Raw genomic sequence first — 20,303 nt, forward strand, 5'->3', positions numbered from 1 at the left:
TGCTACACCTCCTCGCTTATCAAATAGTTCAACCGTGAAGAACATTGTGGATGTGGGCTTATTAATTGATTCATAAGGCTTTCCGGAATATTTTTCGGATACTTCCCAGCTCCTAAACCATACGCATCGCGTCTGGCTAGCTTGTAACACATGTGCTTTGAATGATATCTGTGACGGTGACCATTATCAATAATTTGATAACCTGCCACAATTTCACTTTCTAACCCATTCTGTATAGTAGCTGCTCGGTACGTGTTAGTACTCTCAGAAATTGCTACACGCTCAACCTTCCATCTCTCATTGTCGTGTACTTCTTTTATCTTTTGAGAAATCATTGTAATGCTCTCACCCTTTAATACAGATGGACGAATGACACTACTTAATCGATCTCTCATATCTCCAGATAAATTCCATACACGATCAGACAGAACTAAGCCATCTTCACCAGGTCTTTTTATAACCCCTTGAATAATTTGCTTATTTACTGCAGTTATAGATTTCACGTCCAAACCTGCTTCTGATAATTTTGATGTGGTCCATTTCGACGTGTTTTCAATCAATGTATGGAATGACCGCTCTGCTTGTTTACGAAATTCTTTTTCGTATAAAGTAAGGTCTCGTAATAACGCATTTAACCTACTACGCTTCACAATTCCATCCTTTTGATAGTCATTCAATAAATCAACTAAAAACAAACGTATTAGGATAATGGCCTTAACAGTGTCAGAAACTTGTTTTTCGTGCTCCTCTTTAAATTCTTCGGAAATGGTATCGAGCGCTGCATCCATCTCTTGTTGAGAATCGCTCATGTAATCATCTCCCATCTGCCCGTTTAGCAAATGTTTGGTGAGTACCTTTTCCCCGTCGATACTTCCTGTACTTTTTAAGCGCGTCCGCTGATAACTTCTTATAGTTTGCAAAGATCATTGATTTATCAACCGATTCTTCACCATCTGTATAAGAAAAATAGCGCGCTGCGTCTGCAGCAATCGATTCATAAGCAAATGACAGGGCAAGATAAAAAACAGCATTTGCGTTTAACTCTTCGGTTAATTCTGACTCAGTTTCGGCTTCAGCTAGCCAATTTCCGATGTCTTCCGGAGTTACTTTTGGAACTTTTGCTAACCGACTCTCCAGCCTTTCCGACACCTTCATTTGGCGTCACCTCCGTCACTGTATTTTGTTAAGGCGTCATGATTCCTGCAGCTTTTAACTTTGCGATAAGGGCGTTTAAGTCTTTCACTACACCCGCTACGTCAGTCGCTGTACTATCAGGTTGTTTATCAACCTTTTTGGGTATTAGAGCTATTTTTTCTTCAAGACCTTTAATAATAGTGCCAAGCGATGTGTCTTTCGCAATCGGCATCGATTTATTTAACCGTTGTGCTTGATTTTCAGAAATAGACATTTATAACACTCCTTTCAAAATGAAAAAAAGGTAGCATAGACGCTACCTTTTAAGCCATTGTTTTAGAGATATTTTCAAGAACAGCGATAGACTCTTTCGCATTCTTAACTTCAAATCCAAATTCCCCACGAATGACACGAGAGAAGTAGTCAGCGCCATTTGGTGTAGCATCTTGATCATAAATTGGAGTTAAGTAGCGCGCCTTAACTTTCTCCGTATCAAGAAGTAATGCACGATCTTTAGGCATATTTAAATCGACTACCACACTAGAAATTGCTCCACCTGGTAAATCCGATACAAACGATAAGATTTGGTAACCTGCCGCAGTATCTTGACGCGTAGTACGAATTGTATCGCCACCAAGTTTTGTGATTTGTCGTGCGATATTCGGTCCACATAGAATCGTATTTGCTGAACCGCCTCGAGTAAATACTTGTTCTACAGCGTCATTTAAAGGTTTTGCCGCAATTTCGTTCCCTTTAAAGTCTTGCTTATGAGAACCTTCAATACCCGCAAATGCAAATAAACCACCTGTAGTACGCGGTTGTGTTGGAGAGCCAACATTTCTACGACCATAAATTAGAGAAGTGTTTGCTTCACGAATCATCTCTTGTAAACGCAGGTTTACTTGATAATCTAATTCGTTTGATACGCCGTATGTGTTCACTTGTTGTTGTGTACGTGAAACAGATGCGTATCTTGAAAAGATTTGTGAGAAGTTATGTGACACCAAACGGTCATTAATCTCATTCTTACGGAAAGCATCTTCACCTTCTGGTCTCGGTCTTGCGATGACTTTTAATTCACCACCAGCTGTAATTGCCTCCGCTTTCGTACTATCGTAACCACGTTGTACAGTGATTTTATCGGCATTTTCATCAACACTTACTACACGTAGCACTTCTAAGCCGTTTTGTACCAGAGCATTTTCAGTGAATTTACGAGCCTCGCCTTTTTCTAAAACTAGGTCCGTATCCCCAACAGCTGCGGCAGTTTTTACAATACCTGTATCAGAGTTTAAATAGTCGTTCTGCCATTCGAATTTAGTTTGTGTTAAAGTGTCTCCTACACCAATTAATCCGAAAAGAACAGGTGCTTTCGTAAGAATTAAATCCACATTCGCTTGCATTTGTCTTACTTGTTGTTGAAATTCGTACGTAGTTGGTACTGGCATATTTGTAGCCCCCTCAAATTTTTTAAATTAAAAAATCGCTGACTTTTAACCAACGATCCGTTATTTCTTCGATTTTGCTTCTAACAACTTGTTATAAATACGAGTTACCTCGCCCGCATACTTTGAATCTTTTAACGCTTTTGTTTTCGCTTCTTCCAGATCTTTTTCTAAAGCAAGAATTTCATTCGCTCTCGGATTTGTTCCTGGATTCGCGCCACCAGCTGCATCAGCTCCCACAACTTTCTTGAACATCCAAGGTTTGCTTTCCTTTAGCGCATTAACAGCCTCTTCAACTCCTTGATAATTTCCATTCTCATCAAGTTGAATGGTCGACTTATCTAAAAGCGCCAATACGTCACCTGGATCATTTGCATCTAAAGCACGTGCAATACTCTTAATTTCCGTATTTAGAATACGTGTATTTGCTTTTTCTTGTGCTTTTTGCGCTGCTTCGGAAGCTTCTAGTGCCTTTTTGTTAGCTTCTTCTTTTTCAGCCTGCAAACGTTCAATTTCCGTCATTTCTTGCTTTTTACGCTCTTCTTCAGCTTTTTCGTATTCTGCTAATTTCGCTTTCACATTATCGTAATCACCATATTTCTCAGCGGATTTACTACGTTCACGTTCTAAGCGCTTCTTAACAATTTCATCTAGTTCTTCTTGCGTAAAAGTTTTTGACGGATCGTCAGTACCCCCAGGCTTTTTGTCTGGATCATCCCCAGAACCGCCACCATCGGAGAAAAACTGTAGGTCTAATCGAAGTGGGAACTTAGGTGTTTTTTGTACTTGTCCTACAAAAAATTTTAATGCTGTAGCTTGTTTTACATATTCCATTTGCAAATCCTCCATTTTGAGCCTGTCGGCTATAATTTCCGAAAGTTTATAGCGCCATTTCGTAAGGCAAGTATTACTTTTCGTTATACGGATCCTGAGACTGTCTTTTCAACATCCGCTCTTGCATAATCTCCATGAACTTTTGTTCCGCATTTTCTTTACCACTTCTCGTAATCGCACCTTTAATTGATTCGATTTCGTTTGAAATTTCATCGCCTAACTGTTCGATAAGTGCTTTTTGATCTTGCGGTAACGGTAAACCGAAAATAATCTTACTAGCATAATAGTTATCTACTTTTGCTAACATTTCTTTATCGTATTTGAATTTGGGGTCATCCTTCCTAGCTTTCATATAACGTAAAATATACTCATTTAAGGTTTGTAGACGGGACTGCCATATCACCCATGAGCGTTGTGTTTTTGAAATGATATTACTGAATAAAAGCTGTACCGCCATGTCATTTATACCGCCCGTATTCATGTCAGCAGTGTTCACCATCGGTACCTCTGCTTTTTCGTGTAGGCGTTTCTGCAATCGATCCAGATAAGCTTCAATGGTTTCTTTAAATCGGAATCCACTTTCCAACTTTTTAGCACTAGGCTCACCTGCATCTTCAGCTCCGTCACCTAAATCCCATTTCGCACCTGGTGCAACTTGAAGTGGATTCTTAGGATCTTCATCTACATTCGTTAACAAAGTAATAGCAAACATCTCAAAACGTAACGCATCCGAGTAATCGGACATCTTTTTGTCAATTTCATTAGACAACTCAATCGTTTTCTCCAATTCACTATAACCTGTAGTACGCTTACTTAGTTTTTCAGTCGGCACCGGTACAACAGGAATAAAATCGATGCCCATTGATGAGCGTTCAACCCTATCCTCTTGTTTTTCTAAGTCACCGTTGTATACTGCCTCTTCAATTTCACAGTCGTACTGATCCGCTTCTTCACGCCAAACTAAATAATACGATAACTTCCACATTTTCGTTTGTTCTTCATCAAGCCACGCAATAAAATGAATCTCTTCCAGCTGATCTATATCCCAGTCGCTATACTTTGCGATAACTTCTGTTGATGGATGCCAAATAATCTTGAATTCACCGCGACGTTTATCATAGTGAATACGAGCATACACACCGGTTTTGGAAATGGCGCGGTCCTTTGCTGCTGCTAATAACTTCTCATGCATTCGGTTATCATCCCAAACCCATGTTAATAACCGTTCCTTCGCCTTCGCTCTACTGTTTTCTGCTTGTTGCTCCTCACTAGGTTCATATCCTGATTGAATCATAAGAGCTGGATCGTCTATCACATCAGGAGGAACCGTGACTTTTGGTTCTTTTTCAAATTGCCACGCTGCAATCATGTTTACGATTTTTTGAGGATAATCAAGTTGTATTTTCGTAGGTTCGTAGTCGAGATTGTCTGGTTTTTTATAATCAGACCATACGTTTAAGTCTCCTTCATAACGCTCATATAAGTGAACCTCGGACATAATACGTGTCCACTCAGAATCGCCGAGTGCGGTACGAACTGGCATTACAATTTCTACTGGATTCATAAAATTACGATCACCTTGTACTCTCATTCAAGCCCCTCCTTTCTCAATATCTTGAATTTCCTGTAGTTCCCGCTTTACGTCTTGCACGTTTATATGCAATAGAAAAAGCCATTTGAACTGCATCCGGACCATCATCATGTGGATGCATCGGATACATTTCAAATTGCTCCAATAAAGCACGTAAATGTTTCATAAAACGTAATTTACCACTCTGTATATCAGGTAATAATGACTCAATACGGAGCGCTTTTCGTGTACGCTGCTTAATTTGTTTTAAGCGAGTCGATGAAGGATACCCTTTCTTTTGCAACGCTTCAGCAACCTTCTCAGCAAACCACTCCTGCGCTTGTTGTGCCTCTACTGCGATTGATTCATATTGATATGCCAGCGTGTATTCTACAGCCTTTTCTAACAATGTATTTGGATGCACACGCTCCATAAAAATATCTATAACGTAGCACGTACCTGTTTCCACGTTTTTCGCAAGTGTAACAACTACACTGTAGTCACCTTTTTCTTTCCCCATTGCAAAATCGACAGCGCCGTAATATAAAAGTTTTTTATCTTTTAGATCACTTTCAGTACAGTACGTGAAATATTTAGGTTTAAATATCTGCCTTTCCTCGTCAGTCGGGTTACATAAGTACTCCTGATTAAACGCTTTTGTTCCGTCATCTTCCCTAATTTCCATCAAATCGATATAAGGGAAATGTGACGGCCATAATGTTTTTGTACCCCGGAGCATTTCTTCTTTGTTTTGTTCGTAAAATTCACGAGCTTTATCAGAAGCGTTCTCTTCATCTACCTGACGAATTTCACGCCATTCTTGCCATAAGTCTTCGCGCTCTGACCATTTCAGAATTGCTGGAAATGATCTTGATACAAAGTCACGACGGTTTTTAATAACATGATGCAATAAACTGTCGTAACAAACGATGGTACCCATATAAATACAGGCACCTTCTTGACGACTTAAACCTGGTAGTAATTCTTCTTTGAACCAACGTTTGTTTTTGGCAATTAAATCAACCGTCGCCGTGTTTTCCTTACTTTCTAAGTCATCCAAAATGTAGAGCTGAACCCTTTTGGAACCGTGACGTAAACCACGTACCTGCGTCCCTATACCTTTTGCTTCGACTTTCGTGTTTGTTAAAGTCACGAACTCTTTATCGTTATCTACTTCATTTCGGCTTTTTTGTTCGTGAAGTAAGATACCGAAATCTTCACGTAGTTTCTCGTTGTACTTTAACTGATCACGCGCCCATGATATAAAGTCACCAGCTACATCGGAAGTCTCGGATATCAAAACAATGTATTGCTTTAATCGATACACGACTTGATGACACAAATAACCGTTACTCAGATAAGCGGTTTTCGCGTGGCCACGTCCTACACTCCATGCTACTTTTTTCTTTTTCTCCCTACCTGTTGTGATGTCATCTAATAGCCCACATAACGTTTGGTGAAACTCTGCAGCATCATCCATCGTTACTCCGGCAGGGATTAAGTTATCTGGATTCCCGGGATTCCCTTCTTCAGAGAAATACTCATACATGAAGTACAACATGTCATGTTCTCCTCGGTGCACCCTTTTTAACTTTTCTAGCTCATCGATGTCAGCAAGTAGTGTATCCATGTAATATTCTGTTGCCTCACCAGTCTCGTACAACTCCTGTAATTTCTTCGCTCTTTCTGCTACAAGATCGATACGTTCCTGACGTTCTTGACGGGCTAACCATTTACCGTCTATATATGCCATGTAGCCCGCCCTCCTTTTACTCGCCTGTCAATTTTTTTAATTTCTGAAGCTGTTCTTCGATTTCTGCATTTGTACGTGTCGCATTTCCTAGATCACCCTCAATTACTTTCTTATCAGTCAGTAAACCGAATCGCTGCATATACAATTGCATAGCTTTTACACTCGGTTGCGGCCCTAAAATTAACTGCATTAACTTGCTGTACACCTGCTCACGCTTCTCTGCAAGAAAACTATCGGCCACTTCACTCTTGAATGCAATGAAGTCCTGATTCTTAGTTCGCCATTCCCAAAGCGTTGTCCGATTTATGCCTAGCTCGTTGGCCATTTCGTCCTGAGTCCTTTTTTCTTCGTTGTTCGATTCCATCAACTCGTTTTCTACAAGCAGGTACGCCGCTTGAATTTGTTTAGCTGTAAGTTTCTGTTTTAACTCGTCTAACTTAGCCATTGTTTCGCTCCCCTTTCTTCGTGAAATAGAAAAAGGCAACCGATTTAGTATCGATTGCCTTGAAATTCGTATGTTTTGTATAGCCCCTCGAGTTTAAAAATTCCGGCGGTACGTTACGAGCGCCTGCCAGCCCCTCACCAGATCTGACCTCCCCCGGGGGATTAAAACAAAACCAAATGTTTAATAATCTAAAATACCTATTTTGAATAACGATGAATATTGTATTAAAAATGACTGCCTATAACATTGGTTATGTAAACTACATTTAAACTTAATCCATTGATATCAATGATTCTTTATTTTTTCACTACGTAACCAATATACATTTATTATACATCGTTGTTATATCAACGTTTGTAAGTCATACATACAGGCCTTGTTAGTCTAATTTATGCATAATCTTCACCTTATTAACTACCTAGACACTGAATCAAGACCCCCTGAGTTTCAAACAGCTGTCTCCTCCAGGGGGGAGCGACTGGCGAAATCACCTTTCGCGTTGCCTATAGTTTATGGTATGCTACAAGGCTTTCCCTATTTCCTACCTACTATATACACCACAGTCAGTCCAATCCAACGGACATAAAAATAGCCATGATACCCTAATGACGGGCCTCATGGCTATGCGTATTATTTAATGTTGGAGTAGGACACAAGTTCACCATCCTAGCATAAATTGTACCTAGAAAAACCCTACTTTGTCAAGTCTTGTTCAACTTTTTTTATTAGCTGGTTCATACCAACAATGTCACCATTGATTATCAGATAGAGCGTATCTACAGCTTTATCACAGTATTTATAATACTCATTGCCATTAATACTCAGCTTATACAGTATTCGTTTCCTCGGAATCTTGTACACATACCGAGCAAGCACTATATATTTCATGTTCTTCGGTAATTGTTTAATCGCCTGATCCAGCACAATCTTATTCAACCGTCCATCGCCTTTCCCGTCCAGTGCACCAGGTCCAGTAAAGCTAGGCGGCGCATCAGGGAACCGATCACCTACAGCCAGCGATTCGTAATTCTCCAGCCATAGTCGTATTGTCTTCTTTGAAACATAGCCATCAATTCTGGTCATCTCCGAACCTCCTGACTCAGAAAATCAAACCCCTAAAACAAACACCTTAAACCATTAATAGTATTACATACTATATAACTATTAATAAATAATACTATATATATAATATATAATTATTAGTTTTATATTTATATTATATATATAAGGTATATTTTTTTAAGGGGGGGTTCTTTTTTATTTTGTTTTTCTTTTTTTAAGTACTGTAGTGTATTAGACCCCCTCCTAAAAACTTTTCGTTTATATATTTTTATTTTCGTGTAATCAGCTGTGAATCTCCGAATCTCGAAACACGTGCCACGCAGCTGTTGTCTCATAACCACGTAGCACCGACTTTCCAGCTAGGAGAAACCTTTCTTCAGTCACTTTCGTTATCAATCCTTCTCCGGCATATACATTACCTTGCTCTGTCTCGATATCCACATCACGTAACTGGTTCGTGGCCACAAATTCGCATGCTCCATAATCCACAACATGGAGGCTCCATGTGAGCTTACCCGTAACAACTCCTTCTTGTACCGTCACATACCCATCGTAAAACGGAACATCTACTCCATCGATTTGTAAGTTACGGATTTCTTCAGACGTCATGTTCCTTACTCCTTGCAGCCACACGTTCCACGAATTTCAGTTGTTGTTCAATATACGGGTCATCCTCTTTCCCACCACTTACAACCCAATCCTTAATCCGGTTCATCACATCTTCTAAAACGACCGCCGGTACTTGTGGGGCTAATTCCGTGATACGATCTATATAATTCACTTGTTTCTCTCCTTTACCTCACTACTAAGAACATATATTCCCACTTTATTACTACCTGCATTCTCTAAAGCGATAAGTGTCTCAACTGTATAATCGCCTGTAGTAGAAGTATCAGAACTGTAGTAAAGCGTGACTTGTTTACCGTGAAGATCTTTCGTACGGAATTCAGGTACCTCTGAAATCAATTGCGGTTTTACGAGCTCTAATTCCGTAATACCTTCCATTCGATATACAATTGGCTCATTCAAGGTAGAATCAATACATGTAAATATGGCACGTCCCTGATGTGTATTTCCGTTTTCCTCTGTGATTTCTACTAAGACGGACTCACGATTTTCTAAAGAATCAAAGAAATCTTTACGAGCATACGTGACGAAATCGATGTACCAAGTGTGGTCCTGTTTTTGGAAGATACCTTTTCCCTGTATAAACGTAGCAGCTGACGGTTCATGTAATACAGGACTGTCGCACATAACTTTCTCCCCGTTAATTTTTAACGTTTTAATCGGTGTTTCTTTTATCATTATTCAGGAACCTCCAACGTTTTTACGTTTACTTCTAGTTGCTCCATTTCGAGAATCCAGCGCCATTTTATCCACGTTTGCCCATAATCTTCTTCCCCGTCTGTCTCATACACATCGATTAGTAAATTACCGCCGTCCTTTGCCTTGACTGTGCATTTATATACAACCTGTCCATTATCCTCGTCTAAAATAATAATTTTGTATTTTTTTCCTATTTCAAACAAATTCATTACTAGGGTCCATACACGTATTTTCACCTTCACTCCACACCCTTCTTCGCTAGAAACTGTCTTGCGTTATCCGTAAGCCGGTAATAGTAAACATGCTTATCATCTTTCGTGACTTGCTCCAGTAGACCTAAATGAGAGAGTTGTCCCAGCCACGTATCAAACTGCGTGGCTGGAATTTCTCCTCCTACCTGGTGCATCGCTCGTAAGATTGCTTCCGAACCTTTCACTCTATACCTCGTGACTTTACAATTTCCAGTGCTTGTTGTTCCGTAAATCCTTCCGAAACAAGTGCATCAAAACGCGCTTTATATACTTTAGACATTTCACGCTGCATACGCATTTGCATCGGTAATGCCTTTACGAAGTTATCCAAAATCATTTCCAGTTCGATATTTGTATATTGCTTATTAGGTTCACTCATTTTATCGCCCCTTCAAATGCGCTTCAATTTCCGCTAATACCTGATCAATCCCTTCAGGACTCAGCACGAGTTTACCACCAGCTAATTCGATATTTTCTTCAGAAACTTCACCTGTAATTTGGCAAGAGCCATTCGGATTATATTTTTGTAGAATAATAGATTCACCATCTACAAAAATTTCCATTGAATCCTTCACCTGAATACCTAATGTACGGCGTAATTCCATTGGAACTACAATTCGTCCTAGTGAGTCGATGTTACGAATGATACCTGTTGATTTCATTTCTCTTCAGCTCCTTTTATCCAACTAGATTGAAGACGTCGTTCCCCTAGTTCTACAAGAGGGTTAACTTCATATTTTTCCGCAGGGATTGGAACCATCTTTCGCGGTTCACTTTCTGTATCAATATGAACACCTGGTACATACGTTAAAGCCTCAGCTACCGCATAACTACCATCAGGATTCTTCTGCTGAGTTGTCACCTGCATCACGCAACCGCATTTTACGTTACAAACCTTCGTTGATTTCATCCAACCTTGTTCTTGAGAACTCGCTTTGCAAAGTAAAGCGAACATATCTACATCACCATAAACTTGTAAGTCTGAAATGTTCTTTTTCGCACCACGTACTTCTGAAATGTTCAAGTCTTTTTCTTTCATTTCTCCCAACTCCTTTTCTTTACTTCTTAATCGTTTCTATAACGCTAGCTAAACCAAAGAATATTACACAGATGAACCACGTTGTCCAAATGGGATATTCGTATACAAGTTCCATCCAGTCACTCCTAGTCTTTATTAATTAGAATCACAGCCGGACCCTCAACCGTAATACCGGCTACTTCAATCTTTTCATGGGGGCTTACTTGCACTGTTGTGACACCTTCACGTGTCTCCAGCTCTTCACTTAAGTTTTTTGTAGGTATATTCTTCACCTTTACTCACCATCCAAAATAACACTGTATTCATCATTAGCTACGTAAAAATTACCGAATGCATCACGTTCAGGAAATCCATTTTCCGTTGCCTGCACTATCTTGAGTTTCGCATTACATTTGTGGCATTTTGTGAATTTATTTCCTTCATATTCGTATTGATTTCCGCGATTCCCACACATGCAGCATTCATAGCGTGTACGATATCTCGGTGTACCCTCATCGTCATACTTAATACCTGTTTTCCAATGAATCGGATCAGCTTCTTCTTCTTTTTTCGTGATCTTTGCTATCTCTTCAACAGGAAACGAGCTACGATTTACGTCTACGATTGGAAGTTTACGAGTCGGCTTTTCAGGAGCCGTTTTAACAGTCCATTCATGAAGCTGTTCACGCGTAATATCATCTACTGCGTTATGAATCTCCGTTTTTGCCATCGCAGTTCCTAATGCTGAGACATCCACTTCTGGTGGGTGTTGATTAATAGTTTCTACAAGTTCCGCTGCTGTGTTGATAAAGGAAAGTTCATCTGTTTCTTTTTTTAATCTTAGATTTGCAGGCTCCGCATCAGAGTCATAAAATTCTATATCTGTTTTTTCTGGACGTTTAAGTAATAAATACTGGTATCCTACAAAGCTGGAGATACCACCACGAATATTATTTTCAATAAAGTCGAAAAAGACTGTAGTTAATGCATTTACGTTTGCTTCTTTATTTAAACGATCAAATCCGTACTCATAAAGCATTGCGTGAATCGCCTCATGAAGTACGTTTTTCATTTGCCCTTCATGCTTTGCTACATTATCCGAAATCTTGATTTGTTGTTCGTGATACGTTACTTCAGCAATTCTTACTTCTCCGTTTTCTCTTTCTTCAAGCCATCCTTTTACGACTTCCACATCGTACGGTACACTACCAATCATTAATTGTTTAGGTATATTCATATAACTTCAGCCCCCTTTATTTTGGTAAATTATTTTCAATATCCGTTCGTAATTTATCTCGTAACCACTTAAACTCTAAATCCTTTTTATCGATTTTCGCCTGAATCACTTCTGCATGTTCTTTCGAATAACATTTACGGAAACCGTTGTATAATTTCGAAATTTCTTTCTGCAACTGTCTCATTTCACGGTTCGAATAATAACTTACAAATTCTGTTTTACAGCTTGGACAAATGAAATAGTGCTTGTCCACACGGTTCGATAATCGCGCTACGAGCATCTGGACACGAAACACGTGCTCACATACTTCACATTTCGCTTTTACAGGTTTCATAGTATTTTAGATACTCCTTCTCTTACCTAATCTCTGTACCAATAGATGTGCGGTGACAACAAGTCTACTCGTAATCCATTTTCATAATCGGAATAATCATCGTGATCCCAATGAGCAGGAGCTTTAAATACTGGAATACCGTCTGGTTCAATCCACAATTCATTATCGGCATTAATTCTTGTTATTTTAGCTGGTTGATTCTCGTACCAAATCTTTCGTCCAATAGCTTTTTCGTTCCAATTTCTCTCGGATAACCAAAGTGGGCACTCTTCTAATAGTTTCACTAAAATGTACTGTGCCTTTGCTAATCCGTAATCCATGTATCGTGCAGGAATCCTGTAAAATTTCTTCCCATTTCGTGTTATCCAGCAGATACCGTTACATTCGACTGACGTTTCATTCCACTTTGTTTTTGTATAATTAGAACGATCAAATACGACACCCCAGGTTGGTGCATCACCGTTAAACTCAATCAGGTTTTTATAAGTAGGTTTCTCTCCTGCTGGACATGCCCAATAACAATTCTCTGAGAACTTACCGCCAAGTGTATGATTGTACCCATCAATGCGATACACATCATACGGAACGCCATTTACTTCTAGATCCCAACCGATAGGTCTTTTCACTTGTGACAAGTCTGTTGTTTCATCGATTAATTTAATATGCGCCATTATTCATAGTCCCTCCCCTAAATACATTTTCTTGTCTTGCTAAAAAACCTTTCGCTTCATCATAAAGCCGACCAGTTGGTACAAAATTAAATCCGTAATGATCAAAGAACGCATCATTAGACATCTGAAAATAGTCTTTTGCTAAATCCCATTTATTATGGCCTCTATGCTTTCCGTACCAAAAACGTGGTTTTCCCTCTTTAAACGTATGGCTAGGTTGCACTGGAGTACTTGCTTGTACTAAGTTAATACCATTCATAAATCCTGTAGAAAACTGTTTGCCATTTTCTTTTGCGCTTTCTAATGTCATGGGTGCAACGTGAAGTTCACTCTCTAAACCTTTCAAGCTTTCAAGCACTTGATCAAGTACCTGTGTATCACCTATAATTCCGCGGTTATTTTCAATGTGCCAGATGATGTTTCCCAGCTTTTTCTTTAGGCTCATGTTTGCCAGTCCTCTCTATTTAAGATGAAATTTTTGTTTGGTTTCCTACTCAACTACCTCAAATTCGGATGTTTGACAAAACTTTTCGTGATAGCATCCAATTTGAACATCATATTCCCCATACTCATCTCGACTTATAGAGTGAATTGTTTCAACTTCATCTTGATACATAACCTGATCTCCAACTTTTAAATCCCCTATTTTTCGTATCGTAGGTTCATCTGAAATATCCTTAGTTAACTTCACCATTCCAATGCCCTCTTTTGGCTCAACCGAGTAACCCTTTTCTTGCAGAACTTTAGCAACCTCCTGCATATCTTTCCATGCTGCTGTACCTGGTCCAAAGTTAATAGTCACTGTATTCATTTTCATTCTTCCTTTCTCAAAATAACGGTTTTGTTTAGATTACATATTTCTTATTTCTTCCGGCTCCTACATCGGCTTCTAAATATTCAATTCCATCTTTCGTAACACCAAATGAAATCACTTCCCCGATAATCTCAGAAATTGCATTCGATAATGTTCTAAATTTGAATACTAGTATTTCACCAATCTTCACATTATGCTTCCCCATATAAGGTTCATATCGTTTCAACTTTTCCACCTCTTATTCCCAAATAAAGATTTTGTTGAAATATTTAACGCACCATATTGTTTATAGCTTTAATGATTAAATTTAACACCAGATTAACTTCTTCAATGGATTCTACTTCTTTGTCATTCAGTAAAACCTTTCCGTCATCAGTAGCCTTAATAAAATTACTAACCTTTCCTTTTTCAGTAATTGATATTGTATTTTCAAACGGGATTTTCATATAAATTAATTACCTCCAAAATAAGAATTTTATTAAGCTTTAAATCTTTTCCTAATTTCTTCATAGGTCTCTGTTTTCTGAACAGGAACGCCAATGACAATTACCCCTTTTGCTCCACACTTCTTACATATCCAATTCTTTTTAGGTGGATATGACATCATCATTCGATTGTCATACACCTTTTCATGGTTACATTGGTTCTCCATATACACCCTCCTTTCGATTAAAATAACTATTTTGTTAAGAAATCTTTTCTAATTCACGCTCGTCAAACCACGTACCAGGATGCTCTACAATGTTGTATTGCGCTGTGAAGAGCTTTACATCTACAGTTGGTTTCGCGAACCACCAATGATCTACTGTAACAATTTCACCAGTCTCTATAATCCGAACTTTTTCACCATCTTCAAAAAGATGTTTTCTCTCTTCCATTTACGGCACTTCCTTTCAAATAACGCTTCGACTTTACTCTTCGTAATTATGTTTTTCTCGAGCCATTCTTTTTAGTCGTTGAAGTCTTAATTCATCATTAGCGAGATCCTCGTCCTCCAACTCTTTTACGACTTTGAAATGTTTGTCAAAGTAATAATTGTTTTCATAGCCTATAAAGTGCATTTCTCTAACTTCATTCACTGTAAAGCAGTCGCCTTTTTTCTCGTCAAGGCACATGTCGTATTCTTTGCCTTGAATAAAACAATGGTCTGGAGTACCATCACTATTTCTACCTGTAATGACCACGTCCTCAATACAGGTAACTAGTAGAAACTTCATCTCGCATTCTCCTTTTCTAATAAAATTCAAATTTGATATCTATCAAACTCTTCAATGCCATGTAAAGTTTACGTAAAGATTGCTATGATTCAGCCTGTCCACCTCAGAAACGTTATATAATGAATTTGCAAACACCTGGTTTGCACACAAGTACCTTTCTGTACGACATAACTCTTTTGCTAGGAGCAATCCTAGTCTTTTTTATTTAAAATCTAAAATGCGACGTTCTCCGGTTTTATCACCGTTTTCGCCTTAAACCGATACCCCTTACTTTCTAAGTATCCAACAAGTGTTAATGCACTTTTCCCAAACCTTTCTGCAATTGCATCTACCGTGTAACCTTTTTCAAATAGGTCTAAACTAATTCGTATTTCATTTTCTGTATAAGATGCCTGACTTTCTACAGGTCTCTCGAATATCCCAAGCTCCTCCAGTTTTTTCTTTATTGCACTTTCTGTTCGCTGGAGACGTTTCGCGATATCCAAATACGTATAACAATTCGCTTTGACCATACTTTTTAGTAATAATTCATCTTGTTTGGTCCAAGGCTCTCTCTCTTTTTTCCTTCTATACACATCCGCATCACGTTTCTCTTTCATCCATTCTGGTTCAGGTCCTAAAATTCCATATTCAACCTTCGAAAAATCAACTACCTGTTTATGTTGTTTTAGCCAACCCCAAAAATCCTTATAGTAAACAACCTTAATTTTTTGAGTTTTTGCAAATAGCTTTAGTCTTATAGGAAATGCGAACCTTTCATACCACGATTCGATTGTTTTATAACTTACTTGTAATACATCTGCTAATTGGAGCACTGTAAGCCCATTGAAATGTAACCGTGGATCACTTAACCCTATACGATTTGCTTTTAGTTTTATGGCATTTACAGTGCGATCTAACTTCTTCGCGATACTTTTAATGCTGTATGTCCCCCAGGAATCTTCCAGATACGCTATTTCTTCTTTTGTCCAAAGAATAACTTTCCCCACCGTTCCGCCTCCTTTTAGTACCCGCATGCCTGACGATCATGATTGATTTTATTTTTTTCGATATACGCGTTATAAATCTCAATAGCCGAAAATCCAAGTGCCGCACCTAAGTACGCCAAGTCATTCATCAAGGTCATGTAGTGTGCCGCAGTCCATAATTTGTTTTCATATAAATCGTTAAACACATCGATAATTTCCGTTTTTGTATTTCCTTTGTTATTACGTACTACAAAGAAATCGATATATTTATTCCATTCACGTTCTAATCCAATCGATAAAGCAAAGTGAAGTGCATCAACAAATTCGTCTAATAACGGATTATAGTACACCTTATCTTCTTCCATCATTTGACCCTTGTTACGTACACCTTTTGTAATCGGCTTGTTATTTTCACTCCAGAACTTATGACCACGCCACATATGAAGTAATTCACTTAGTTCATCACGAAATGATAATTTCTTTTCTTGAAACAATGGAACGTTTTGTAAACCACGTTTTTCAACAATCTTGTTATCAAGGTCTTTTTGAAGCTGGAATAAATGAATGATGTTCATTGTTTTGCACGCTCCCCTTTTTTAAACAAATCTATAAAACTTCTCACCATTCTTTCTACACTGGCACCAGTTAAGGAATTAACAAAAGGTGCAGTTTCTGCCAATTTTAAAGAGTCCTTTTCAGGTATTCCTGCACAAATCAACTTTTCTTTTACAGCTTCAATAATTTTTACTCTTTTCTCATTCTTATTATTGAACTGAGCCTCCACGATCTTTACAGCCTCATCCTTATAGCAAGCATGTTTTTCCATGTAGTAATACACTTCTTTCCAGAACTCGTTATCTTTCACTACAGTCACCTCAATCGCCCCCTTCTTATCTAGTAATCACAAAGTTAACAATGGCCGCTACCACCATATAAGAAACAAATAACGAAATAGACTTTTTACGTAAATTTTTAATCTGTTCCCGTAATTCGTTATTTTCTTTCAATACACGTTTTGCGTAATTGTCTTTCACTTTCACCTGAGACTTGTATAAATCAACTGCTAACTGCAAATCACGATTTTCTTGCATCACATCTTTTAACTGTTGCTCCGAATTGTCCAAATACACTACCGCCTTTCGTGGCTCACTTTTTGCTACTTTTCTTTTTTGCTTACTCATTTCACGTTTTAATCTTTCCATCTTCCGATCACTTTTCCGATTTTCGTACCCCTTTCCTTGCTGTCTACCACCCACAACTGCACTTCCTTTCTACAGCTTTTTATTTTCTTAAATGCTCTAAAAATAGTTCATTAAAATTCTCGTTTTCTAATTCTTCCAATCGCTTCTGTATACGCTCTAAACGTACTGGCCCCAAACCTAACACTTCTTTTACCGCTCGTAATGCTAATGTTCGGCCATCTTTATACGATAAAAGGGATACTTGCTGCACTTCACCTCTGTGAAAACTTTGACGCTCTCTTGTTTTTTTTCTCTCACGTTCACTCGCCCGGCGTTGTTGACGGTTCAAGGCGTTCATCATCTTCCCCCCATTTTTTAAAGCAACTGCTGAATAGTAATTCTGCGTACGGATCCTGTGGTGCTGGGTCTAACACACCAGTCTTTTTATCTTTTCTTAATGAACTTACTACCCAAACCATGTTGTACGGTTCTCCAGCAATGCTTCCCACAATTCTTGCTGGTTTTACACGTGGTAATGCTGTTGCGTGACGCTTTGTAAACATCGATTTACGCGGTCCCTCTCCTCTTCCCACATGCTATTCCTCCCTTTGTTTAAGCCAGGACTCAACACTCATTTTCTCGCCCCATCGATAACCTACACTTCCTTCTGCCTCAATAGGAACTGGAAATCCTGGTACTGGAGGTTGCTCCATAACTTGTTTAATTTGTTTTTCTGCTGCCACTACAATCTCTGGATCATCATCTATTTCAAAAATAATTTCATCGTGAATTTGTGCAATCATATCGGCACTACCATGAGCAAGTACACCTTCTTGTTTACCAATAGATTCATAAATTTCATTTTGTACTTTCTTCATAATGTCAGCTGCACTACCTTGCACTGGTGTATTCGCTGCTTGTCTTTCAGCAGAGCCACGATCTCTTCTATTCGCGCTGTTAATGCCGGGTAGTAATCTCATATACCCATAAATCGTTTGTACATAGCCTTGCTCCCGTGCTTCTAAAACAACCTTGCGTTGATATTCTGGTATGCGTTTGTACGCTGTTTTAACAGCATTCACAATCTGCGCACATTCATCTAATGTTTTACGAATTAAGTACTTTGTTTTAAATGTGAATTGTAGAGCGTGTTCCGTACCGCCATAAGAGATACCGAAGTTTCCTGCCTTTGCATCTGTACGTTCTTTCTTTACAATTTCAGCCTCAGACTTTCCAGTCATTACAGATGCGGTTCTACGGTGCATATCCCCGCCTGTATTAAACAGCTCCGTCATGACCTCGTCACCTGATTTCCATGCCATTAAGCGAAGCTCGAACCCTGAGAAGTCAATGAAGAATAATATCTTTCCTGGTTTAGGTACAAAGAAGTTTCTTATTTTAAACTCGTCATTATCAGGTCTAGGAACGTTTTGTCCATTTGGGTTAAAACTATTTAAACGTCCTGTTTCCGTAAATGGGCTGTACCCTGCATGAATCCGTCCACTCATAAAGTTCAAGTACTTTTCACGTCCTATGATGTGCGAAGAAAGTAATGTCGTGTATTTTTGTATTTTCTTTAGCTGGTCAATAACTTCTAGCGCCTGTTCTTTATAAGGATGCGGTTCACGTTTTGCGATACGAATCGCTCCGCGTTCTAGCTTATCTAAAGTAGGATCCTTTTCCGGATCAATATTTTCCCAATTTTCAGGTGATGAAACACCGAGGTATTTTTCCTCGTCGATATCGTTCAGCTTGTTTTCAAGCATAAATGCCATATCGATAAGCGCCTCTTGATCAAGACTCGCGCCTGTTTTTCCATATTTGGCAATCGGTATTTTTAAGTAATCAAACATTAAGCTTTTCACTTCGTTTGTCTTACCTGATTTACCGGTATTTATATCAATATTGAACGTTTCTTTCGCGATTTGTTTAATTCGTTCAGCCGCTTGCTCTTGCATAATTTCTGCTTCTTGTTTCTTTTGCATTGCAAGGTTTGGATCCCAATTCATCCCCCAATATTCCATAAGGCCGATAACACGTGTGAATGGCATTTCAATCTTATGAAGCCATTCCTCATATTGCGGAATTTGCGAAGCGATTTGAGACCAATATTCATAATGCTGCAGTGCATAATCCGCATCTTCAGCTGAGTAAAGCAGCCCTTCACCTTTACTCGCATCAATTTCGTCAAAGAAATTGACCTTGTATTTCTTTAAAAGGGCTGAAAAGTCGTTCATCGTTACACCAAAAATGTGTTTCGTAGCTGGTTTTAAACCCCATCCACTTGTAGGTTTTTTCGGGTTATTAATCTTTTGAGGTGCTACGATTTGTAAACACCGTACCCACATAATCAATGGATCTGCTACTTTCCCTAAAATGTATTTACCGTACTTCGCTGCATATTTCGTTTCAAAAGACAAATTGACCGCAATCTTTAATACCTTTTCATTTTTAAATAGGTATTCATCAAGCAAATCTAGAACCAATTTCCTAGCTTCATCTCTATCCATACTTGGTTCGAATACTTGGCCAACTTTATGTGAGATTGGAACAACTCTTGATTCATGTGCTGCGGCTGATAAAGATACGGTACAAATTTCACCTTTCCACGGATCTAACGGTGTTTTTAAATATGCTTTTTCTAAACTTTCTCTTTGTTTTTCTGCTCCTTTCTCATCAATAGTACCTGTAACACAGGCTTCTTCTATATCTTCAAACGCCTTTTTATAATGCGCTCTAATTTCTTGACTTGCTGCTGTCTCCCAATCAAATCCTGCTTTACCTGTTTGTATACAACGCTCAAGATATTTCTTTAAATCTGAAACTGTAAGAATAGCTTGATAGTCTTTCACTTGTTGCGGTTCTACTTTTGGCCAAACAATATCGAATTGTCCGGTCTTCTTCTTTTTTTCCATTTCTACCGCTAATTTCGATTCCTTTACCGGTACTTGTTTTTTGCCACTTGCTAACGTTCTTGGTTTCCCAAATAAGCTTCCGAGCTTCATATTTTCACTTCCAGTCATATTTGTAGTGCTTGTCCATA

34 protein-coding genes are annotated in these 20,303 nt (G+C 38.7%); all 34 read right to left on the reverse strand.

Annotated elements, in window-relative coordinates:
• Window positions 1-2: 2 nt before the first annotated feature.
• Window positions 3-809: a hypothetical protein gene (locus tag ACUN13_RS16115; RefSeq protein WP_042597813.1), complete on the reverse strand. Its 807-nt coding sequence runs from the start codon at window positions 807-809 to the stop codon at window positions 3-5.
• A gap of 4 nt (window positions 810-813) precedes the next feature.
• Window positions 814-1,155, reverse strand: a complete 342-nt coding sequence (locus ACUN13_RS16120) for a hypothetical protein (RefSeq protein WP_000868476.1) — start codon at window positions 1,153-1,155, stop codon at window positions 814-816.
• Between the two features lie 28 nt (window positions 1,156-1,183).
• Window positions 1,184-1,408 (reverse strand): head fiber protein, encoded by a 225-nt coding sequence (locus ACUN13_RS16125; RefSeq protein ID WP_440039314.1) that lies wholly within the window; start codon window positions 1,406-1,408, stop codon window positions 1,184-1,186.
• Between the two features lie 49 nt (window positions 1,409-1,457).
• The gene (locus ACUN13_RS16130; RefSeq protein ID WP_340933862.1) at window positions 1,458-2,582 is read right to left on the reverse strand and encodes an SU10 major capsid protein; all 1,125 of its coding nucleotides are present in this window, start codon (window positions 2,580-2,582) and stop codon (window positions 1,458-1,460) included.
• Window positions 2,583-2,642: 60 nt separating this feature from the next.
• Window positions 2,643-3,413 (reverse strand): phage scaffolding protein, encoded by a 771-nt coding sequence (locus ACUN13_RS16135; RefSeq protein WP_440039316.1) that lies wholly within the window; start codon window positions 3,411-3,413, stop codon window positions 2,643-2,645.
• Between the two features lie 73 nt (window positions 3,414-3,486).
• Window positions 3,487-5,004: a phage portal protein gene (locus ACUN13_RS16140; RefSeq protein ID WP_445423877.1), complete on the reverse strand. Its 1,518-nt coding sequence runs from the start codon at window positions 5,002-5,004 to the stop codon at window positions 3,487-3,489.
• Between the two features lie 16 nt (window positions 5,005-5,020).
• Window positions 5,021-6,736, reverse strand: coding sequence for a phage terminase large subunit (gene terL, locus ACUN13_RS16145; RefSeq protein WP_325098395.1), 1,716 nt, complete (start codon window positions 6,734-6,736; stop codon window positions 5,021-5,023).
• Window positions 6,737-6,752: 16 nt separating this feature from the next.
• Complete coding sequence (locus ACUN13_RS16150) at window positions 6,753-7,181, reverse strand: phBC6A51 family helix-turn-helix protein (protein WP_001086032.1); 429 nt, start codon at window positions 7,179-7,181, stop codon at window positions 6,753-6,755.
• 693 nt (window positions 7,182-7,874) lie between these two features.
• Window positions 7,875-8,264 (reverse strand): hypothetical protein, encoded by a 390-nt coding sequence (locus ACUN13_RS16155; protein WP_440039320.1) that lies wholly within the window; start codon window positions 8,262-8,264, stop codon window positions 7,875-7,877.
• Between the two features lie 261 nt (window positions 8,265-8,525).
• Window positions 8,526-8,852: a hypothetical protein gene (locus tag ACUN13_RS16160; protein ID WP_144488875.1), complete on the reverse strand. Its 327-nt coding sequence runs from the start codon at window positions 8,850-8,852 to the stop codon at window positions 8,526-8,528.
• Window positions 8,842-9,024: a DUF6877 family protein gene (locus tag ACUN13_RS16165; RefSeq protein WP_033698399.1), complete on the reverse strand. Its 183-nt coding sequence runs from the start codon at window positions 9,022-9,024 to the stop codon at window positions 8,842-8,844. The genes ACUN13_RS16160 and ACUN13_RS16165 overlap by 11 nt, the downstream gene beginning before the upstream one ends.
• Window positions 9,021-9,548, reverse strand: a complete 528-nt coding sequence (locus tag ACUN13_RS16170) for a hypothetical protein (protein WP_440039322.1) — start codon at window positions 9,546-9,548, stop codon at window positions 9,021-9,023. The genes ACUN13_RS16165 and ACUN13_RS16170 overlap by 4 nt, the downstream gene beginning before the upstream one ends.
• Window positions 9,548-9,811 (reverse strand): hypothetical protein, encoded by a 264-nt coding sequence (locus ACUN13_RS16175; protein WP_242447950.1) that lies wholly within the window; start codon window positions 9,809-9,811, stop codon window positions 9,548-9,550. The genes ACUN13_RS16170 and ACUN13_RS16175 overlap by 1 nt, the downstream gene beginning before the upstream one ends.
• Window positions 9,812-10,001: 190 nt before the next feature.
• Complete coding sequence (locus tag ACUN13_RS16180) at window positions 10,002-10,199, reverse strand: hypothetical protein (protein WP_001294615.1); 198 nt, start codon at window positions 10,197-10,199, stop codon at window positions 10,002-10,004.
• Between the two features lies 1 nt (window position 10,200).
• On the reverse strand, window positions 10,201-10,482 hold the full coding sequence (locus ACUN13_RS16185; RefSeq protein ID WP_246962882.1) for an AbrB/MazE/SpoVT family DNA-binding domain-containing protein: 282 nt from the start codon (window positions 10,480-10,482) through the stop codon (window positions 10,201-10,203).
• Window positions 10,479-10,859 carry a hypothetical protein gene (locus ACUN13_RS16190; RefSeq protein WP_098409525.1) on the reverse strand — a complete coding sequence of 127 codons (381 nt, stop codon included), beginning with the start codon at window positions 10,857-10,859 and terminating at the stop codon, window positions 10,479-10,481. The genes ACUN13_RS16185 and ACUN13_RS16190 overlap by 4 nt, the downstream gene beginning before the upstream one ends.
• A gap of 125 nt (window positions 10,860-10,984) precedes the next feature.
• Window positions 10,985-11,131: a BC1881 family protein gene (locus ACUN13_RS16195; RefSeq protein ID WP_071714789.1), complete on the reverse strand. Its 147-nt coding sequence runs from the start codon at window positions 11,129-11,131 to the stop codon at window positions 10,985-10,987.
• A 2-nt stretch (window positions 11,132-11,133) separates the two neighbouring features.
• Window positions 11,134-12,075, reverse strand: coding sequence for a hypothetical protein (locus ACUN13_RS16200; protein WP_440039327.1), 942 nt, complete (start codon window positions 12,073-12,075; stop codon window positions 11,134-11,136).
• 16 nt (window positions 12,076-12,091) lie between these two features.
• Entirely contained in the window at window positions 12,092-12,409 is a 318-nt protein-coding gene (locus ACUN13_RS16205; protein WP_221826517.1) for a transglycosylase, read from the reverse strand.
• 26 nt (window positions 12,410-12,435) lie between these two features.
• Window positions 12,436-13,080: a hypothetical protein gene (locus ACUN13_RS16210; protein ID WP_440039328.1), complete on the reverse strand. Its 645-nt coding sequence runs from the start codon at window positions 13,078-13,080 to the stop codon at window positions 12,436-12,438.
• Window positions 13,067-13,525 carry a hypothetical protein gene (locus tag ACUN13_RS16215; protein WP_440039329.1) on the reverse strand — a complete coding sequence of 153 codons (459 nt, stop codon included), beginning with the start codon at window positions 13,523-13,525 and terminating at the stop codon, window positions 13,067-13,069. Before ACUN13_RS16215 ends, ACUN13_RS16210 begins: the two co-directional genes overlap by 14 nt.
• A 45-nt stretch (window positions 13,526-13,570) precedes the next feature.
• On the reverse strand, window positions 13,571-13,891 hold the full coding sequence (locus ACUN13_RS16220) for a hypothetical protein (RefSeq protein ID WP_440039331.1): 321 nt from the start codon (window positions 13,889-13,891) through the stop codon (window positions 13,571-13,573).
• A gap of 34 nt (window positions 13,892-13,925) precedes the next feature.
• Complete coding sequence (locus ACUN13_RS16225) at window positions 13,926-14,120, reverse strand: hypothetical protein (protein ID WP_440039333.1); 195 nt, start codon at window positions 14,118-14,120, stop codon at window positions 13,926-13,928.
• A 43-nt stretch (window positions 14,121-14,163) separates the two neighbouring features.
• Complete coding sequence (locus ACUN13_RS16230) at window positions 14,164-14,340, reverse strand: hypothetical protein (protein ID WP_440039334.1); 177 nt, start codon at window positions 14,338-14,340, stop codon at window positions 14,164-14,166.
• Between the two features lie 32 nt (window positions 14,341-14,372).
• Complete coding sequence (locus ACUN13_RS16235) at window positions 14,373-14,546, reverse strand: hypothetical protein (RefSeq protein ID WP_440039335.1); 174 nt, start codon at window positions 14,544-14,546, stop codon at window positions 14,373-14,375.
• A gap of 34 nt (window positions 14,547-14,580) precedes the next feature.
• Complete coding sequence (locus tag ACUN13_RS16240; RefSeq protein ID WP_440039337.1) at window positions 14,581-14,772, reverse strand: hypothetical protein; 192 nt, start codon at window positions 14,770-14,772, stop codon at window positions 14,581-14,583.
• Between the two features lie 33 nt (window positions 14,773-14,805).
• Window positions 14,806-15,111, reverse strand: a complete 306-nt coding sequence (locus tag ACUN13_RS16245) for a hypothetical protein (RefSeq protein ID WP_440039338.1) — start codon at window positions 15,109-15,111, stop codon at window positions 14,806-14,808.
• Between the two features lie 212 nt (window positions 15,112-15,323).
• The gene (locus ACUN13_RS16250; protein WP_440039340.1) at window positions 15,324-16,100 is read right to left on the reverse strand and encodes a hypothetical protein; all 777 of its coding nucleotides are present in this window, start codon (window positions 16,098-16,100) and stop codon (window positions 15,324-15,326) included.
• 14 nt (window positions 16,101-16,114) lie between these two features.
• Window positions 16,115-16,654 carry a dUTP diphosphatase gene (locus ACUN13_RS16255; protein WP_440039341.1) on the reverse strand — a complete coding sequence of 180 codons (540 nt, stop codon included), beginning with the start codon at window positions 16,652-16,654 and terminating at the stop codon, window positions 16,115-16,117.
• Window positions 16,651-16,953, reverse strand: coding sequence for a hypothetical protein (locus tag ACUN13_RS16260; protein WP_440039343.1), 303 nt, complete (start codon window positions 16,951-16,953; stop codon window positions 16,651-16,653). The genes ACUN13_RS16255 and ACUN13_RS16260 overlap by 4 nt, the downstream gene beginning before the upstream one ends.
• Before the next feature lie 16 nt (window positions 16,954-16,969).
• Window positions 16,970-17,335, reverse strand: a complete 366-nt coding sequence (locus tag ACUN13_RS16265; protein WP_033698364.1) for a hypothetical protein — start codon at window positions 17,333-17,335, stop codon at window positions 16,970-16,972.
• Between the two features lie 25 nt (window positions 17,336-17,360).
• Window positions 17,361-17,618 (reverse strand): hypothetical protein, encoded by a 258-nt coding sequence (locus ACUN13_RS16270; protein ID WP_033698362.1) that lies wholly within the window; start codon window positions 17,616-17,618, stop codon window positions 17,361-17,363.
• Entirely contained in the window at window positions 17,581-17,853 is a 273-nt protein-coding gene (locus tag ACUN13_RS16275) for a hypothetical protein (RefSeq protein ID WP_440039344.1), read from the reverse strand. The genes ACUN13_RS16270 and ACUN13_RS16275 overlap by 38 nt, the downstream gene beginning before the upstream one ends.
• A gap of 3 nt (window positions 17,854-17,856) precedes the next feature.
• A complete protein-coding gene (locus ACUN13_RS16280) occupies window positions 17,857-20,283 on the reverse strand; it encodes a bifunctional 3'-5' exonuclease/DNA polymerase (RefSeq protein ID WP_445423878.1) in 2,427 nt (808 codons plus the stop codon).
• Between the last annotated feature and the right edge of the window lie 20 nt (window positions 20,284-20,303).

It is taken from the genome of Bacillus cereus group sp. Bce041 (assembly GCF_052646455.1).